The 4,822-nt window shown below is 74.1% G+C and carries 1 protein-coding gene; it reads left to right on the top strand.

The annotated features are described in order from the left end of the window. Positions 1–4,822: AMP-binding protein (locus tag GT042_RS11280; protein WP_161308578.1), on the top strand; the 4,822-nt coding region annotated here is incomplete at both ends.

Genomic DNA, 4,822 nt, shown 5'->3' on the forward strand with positions numbered 1-4,822 from the left:
CGCCGGTGCCCGCCCCTGCGGGCGCGCGCTCCGCCCCGGCGACGTCGGAGCAGCAGCGGCTGTGGCTGCTCCAGCAGCGTGATCCGGAGTCCCGGGCGTACGGCGTTCCGCTCGCCCTCCAGCTGGACGGCGCACCCGACCTCGGGGCGCTGCGCGAGGCGCTGCGGCGCTCGGTGGCCCGGCATCCGGCGCTGCGTACGGGCTTCCGCGCCACGCCCGAGGGGCTGTACCAGGAGGTGGCGGAGGCGTACGACCCGTGGGCGGGGGTGGACACGGCCGCGTCCGGCCCTGACCCGGACGGTTGGCGCGGCCCCGCAGAGCGGTTCTTCGCCGAGCCCTTCGATCTGGCCGACCCGCGCATGCTGCGGGCCCGGTGGCTGGCGGACAGCAACGTACTGCTGCTGCGTCTGCACCACATCGCGGTCGACGGCTGGTCGCTGAACGTCCTCTTCCGTGAGGTGTCGGCCGACTACGCCGCCGTGCTGGCCGGCGCGGACGCCGAGGAGCACGGCACTCCGCGTGACGACGCCTCCGTGCCCACGCCCCTGGACTTCGCCGCCTGGCAGGCGGAGTGGTTCACCCGGCAGCCCTACCGCGACCGGCGCGCCGCCCTGCGCGCCCACTACGAGACCGTGGAGGACGTGGCGGCGCCTCTGCCGCCGGTCCGTGACGGCGGCCGTCCGGCGGGGCGGCTGCTGCACACCACGCTCGACCTGGTCCGCCGCTCCTCGCTCGACCGGCTGGGCGCGGAGCTGGGCCTCACCCGGTTCCAGCTCCTGCTGGGGGTGTTCGCCTGGAGTCTGTACGGTGTGACCGGCCGCGCCCACCCCCTGATCGCCAGCCCGGTGGCCAACCGGCCGGTGCGGGAGTTCGAGGCCGGGGTCGGCATGTTCGCCAACACCGTGCTGCTGCCTCTCGCCCTGGCGCCGCACGACGGGCTGCGGGCCCAGCTGCTCCGGCAGGGCGCCGCCGCGCAGGCGGTGCTGGACCGGCAGGACGTGGTGCTCGCCGACGCCCTGGCCGACCACCCGTTCCGCGCCGAGGGCCCGCCGTTCGACTTCATGTTCGTACTGGAGAACACCGAGTTCGGCGCGCTCACCCTGCCGGGCCGCGAGATCCGTCCCGTATGGCCGCGGCCCGTCGAGGCCAAGTGCCCGCTCACCCTGTCCGTCGTCGAGCACGAGGCGGGCTTCGACTGCCTGTGGGAGTACGCCGACGACCACTTCGAACCCGCCGAAGTCGAGGCCGTGGCCCGCCTGTTCCGTGACGGCCTCGACCGGCTCGGCGAAGGAGGTACGGACACACTCGGGGCGCTGGTGGCCCCGTACCGACGCGGTCTCGCCGACGCGGGCCGGGGTCCGTCGGCGCCGCTCGCCTTCACCACCGTGGCCGAGGGCTTCGCCCGCCAGGTCCGCCGGACACCCGCCGCCCCTGCGGTGACCACCGGTGGCCGCACGCTGAGTTACGCCGAACTCGACGCGCACGCCTCGGCGCTGGCCACGGAGGTACGGGACCGGTACGCGCTGTCTCCCGACGACACCGGGCCGCGCTGTGTCGCGCTGCATCTCGGGCCCTCGGCCGAACACGTCGTGGCCCTGCTGGCGTTGGCGCGGCTGAACGTCACCGTCGTACCGCTGGACCCGGCCTATCCACCGGCGCTGCTGCGGCAGATCCTCGACCAGGTGGATCCGTTGTGCGTCCTGCTGCCTCCCGGCGGGGAGGCGGAGCTGGACGCCGTCGCCCCCGCCGGCCTCGCCCGCCACCCGGTCGTCCTGGCCGACGCACCCGGGCCCGCCGCACCCTGGCCGCCCCACGACGGTCGACGGCCGCTCTACACCCTGTTCACGTCCGGCTCCACCGGTACGCCGAAGGGGGTGCGGGTACCCGACCGGACCCTGTGCAACCTGCTGCAATGGCAGAGCGACAGCGGCGGCCTGGGGTCACCCGCGGTCACGCAGCAGTTCTCGATGCTGTCCTTCGACGTGTCGTTCCAGGAGATCTTCACCACCCTGTGCGGCGGCGGACACCTGCATCTGGTGCGGCCGGAGTGGCGGCACGACGTCCCCGCGCTGCTGGACCAGCTCGAATCCGCCGGCGTCGAGCGCCTCTTCCTGCCGTACGTGGCCCTCCAGCTCCTCGCCGAACACGGCGCCCACCTCGGCCGCTTCCCCTCCCGGCTGCGTGACGTGATCACCGCCGGGGAGCAGTTGGTGTGCACCGACGCCATCCGCCGCTGGTTCGCGGGGCTTCACGGGGCCCGGCTGTTCAACCACTACGGCCCGACCGAGACCCATGTGGTCAGCGGCCTCTGCCTGGAGGGCGATCCGGCCGGCTGGCCCGCCCGCCCGGCCATCGGCCGCCCGGTGGCGGACGCGTGGCTGCGGGTGGTGGACGACGCCGGTGAGGCCGTACCGCCCGGCTGCCCCGGTCACCTGCTGATCGGCGGCCCGATGGCCGCGCCCTGCTACCTGGGCGACGAGGAGCTCAACCGTACGCGCTTCACCGAACTGCCCGGCCTCGGCCTCTTCTACCGCACCGGCGACCAGGCCGCCTTCGACCGGGACGGGGTTCTGCACTACCTGGGCCGGGACGACCAGCAGATCAAACTGAGCGGCCACCGGCTGGAGTTGGGCCAGGTCGAGGCCGCCCTCCTCCAGCACCCGGCGATCGTCAGCGCGGTGGTCGTACGGGACGGCGACGACCTCGTGGCCTGCGTGCGGTGCCGCGACACCACACCGTCACCGGCGCCCGACGAACTCGCCGGCCATCTGGCGTCCCTGCTGCCCGCCTACGTACGGATCGCGCGCTTCCGGCGGGTGCGGACTCTCCCCCGTACCCCCAGCGGCAAGCTCGACCGCCGGGCGGCACTGACCGCCGACGGGGAGGACCTGCGGGCACCACGCTCCACCGCCACCGAACTCTCCCCGGCCGAAGCCCGGTTGACCGAACTCTTCGAGACGGTGACCGGGAAACCGGTCGGGCCCGAGCAGCGGTTCTTCGACGCCGGGGCCACCAGCCTCGACCTGATGCGCTTCCATCTGCGCTGCACCGCCGGGGAGGGTCTGCGATTCACCATCCCGGATCTGTTCGAGCACGTCACGATCCGGGCCCTGGCCCGTTTTGTGGACGGCGGGCCGTCCCCGGCGGACGTGGCGGCGCACGGGGGCGCGGCCGTCGCGTCCGACGAGCCGATCGCCGTGGTGGGGATGGCGGTACGGCTCCCCGGCGCCGACGATCTCGCGGCCTTCTGGGCCCTGGTCGAGGCCGGTGGCCGGGGCATCGAGCACTTCGACGCGACGGACGGACTGGTGGGCGCCCGCAGCCTGATGGACGGGCCGCTGGCCTTCGACCCCGGGCGCTTCGGCATCAGCCGGCAGGAGGCCCGGCTGATGGACCCGCAGCAGCGGCATCTGCTGATGAGCTGTGTGGAGGCGCTGGCGCACGCCGGCATCACCGACCCGGCGGGACGGCGCGTCGGGCTGGTCGCCAGTTGCGGCGAGGACACGTACTTCCAGGAGATGCTGCGCGAAGGCGACCCGGCGTACCTGCCGGACGGTTTCCAGCTGGCTCTCCATCACGAGAAGGACTTCCTCGCCACCAAGGCGGCCTACCACCTCGGACTCACCGGCCCCGCCTTCACCGTGCAGGCGGCCTGCGCCAGTTCCCTGGTCGGCGTCCACGTCGCCGCGGGCCTGCTGCGCCAGGGTGACGCGGAGGTGATGCTGGCCGGCGGGGTCTTGGTCGACACCCGGCTGAGCGGCGGCTACCGCTACCGGCCGCAGCACATCTTCTCCAAGGACGGGCACTGCCGTCCGTTCAGCGACGACGCGAGCGGCACGGTCGGCGCGAGCGGGGTCGGGGTGGTGGTCCTCAAACCGCTCCGGCTCGCGGAGCGCGACGGCGACACCGTGTACGCGGTCATCACCGGCTCGGCCCTCAACAACGACGGTGCGGGCAAGCTCGGTTACGCGGCGCCCTCGCTCGCCGGGCAGCGCGAGGTGATCCGTACCGCGCTGCGGCGCAGTGGCCGCACCAGCGCCGACCTGGGGTACGTGGAGGCACACGGCACCGGCACGCCGCTCGGCGATCCGGTCGAGGTCGGCGCGCTGCGTCAGGCGTACGACCTGGCCGAGCCGGACCGCTGCGCCCTCGCCTCGGTCAAGAGCCAGATCGGGCACCTCGGCGCCGCCGCCGGGGTGGTCGGGCTCGTGCGGGCCACGTTGGCGGTCCATCACGGTGTGATCCCGCCCAACGTCGATTTCCACCGGATCAATCCGCGGATCGGCGAGGATCTCGCGCCGTTCCACATCCCGACCGAGGCCCTGGCGTGGCCCGGGGAACGTCCGCGCGTGGCCGCGGTGAGCAGCTTCGGCATCGGTGGCACCAACGCCCATCTGATCCTGGAGCGGCGGGAGGTGGCGGAGCCTAGGGCGTGGCCGGCGACCGTACCGTGTCTGATGCTGTCCGCCGGCAGTACGGCCGCGCTGCGCGCCGACGCCGCCCGGATCGCGGACCATCTGGCCGCCCGGCCCGAGACGTACGAGCGGGTGCTGCGCCATCTCCAGGCGGGCCGTCCCGCGCTACGCCTGCGTGCGGCGTCGGTCTGCGCGGACGCGACGGCGGCGGTGGCGTGGTTGCGTGAAGTCGCAGCCGCTGACGACGAGTTGACCCGGGTCCGGGAGACGCCCACGTCCGCCGCGCCGGACCTGCCGGTGGGTGCCGGTACAGACCCCGCCGCCGGAGAGTTGGCCGCTGAGGAGCACACGGCCGGGACGCTGGCCGCCGCCTGGGCGGCGGGCCGGCCGGTCCGGTGGCCCGACGG

The sequence above is a fragment of the Streptomyces sp. SID3212 genome, from assembly GCF_009865405.1.
Lineage (GTDB): Bacteria > Actinomycetota > Actinomycetes > Streptomycetales > Streptomycetaceae > Streptomyces.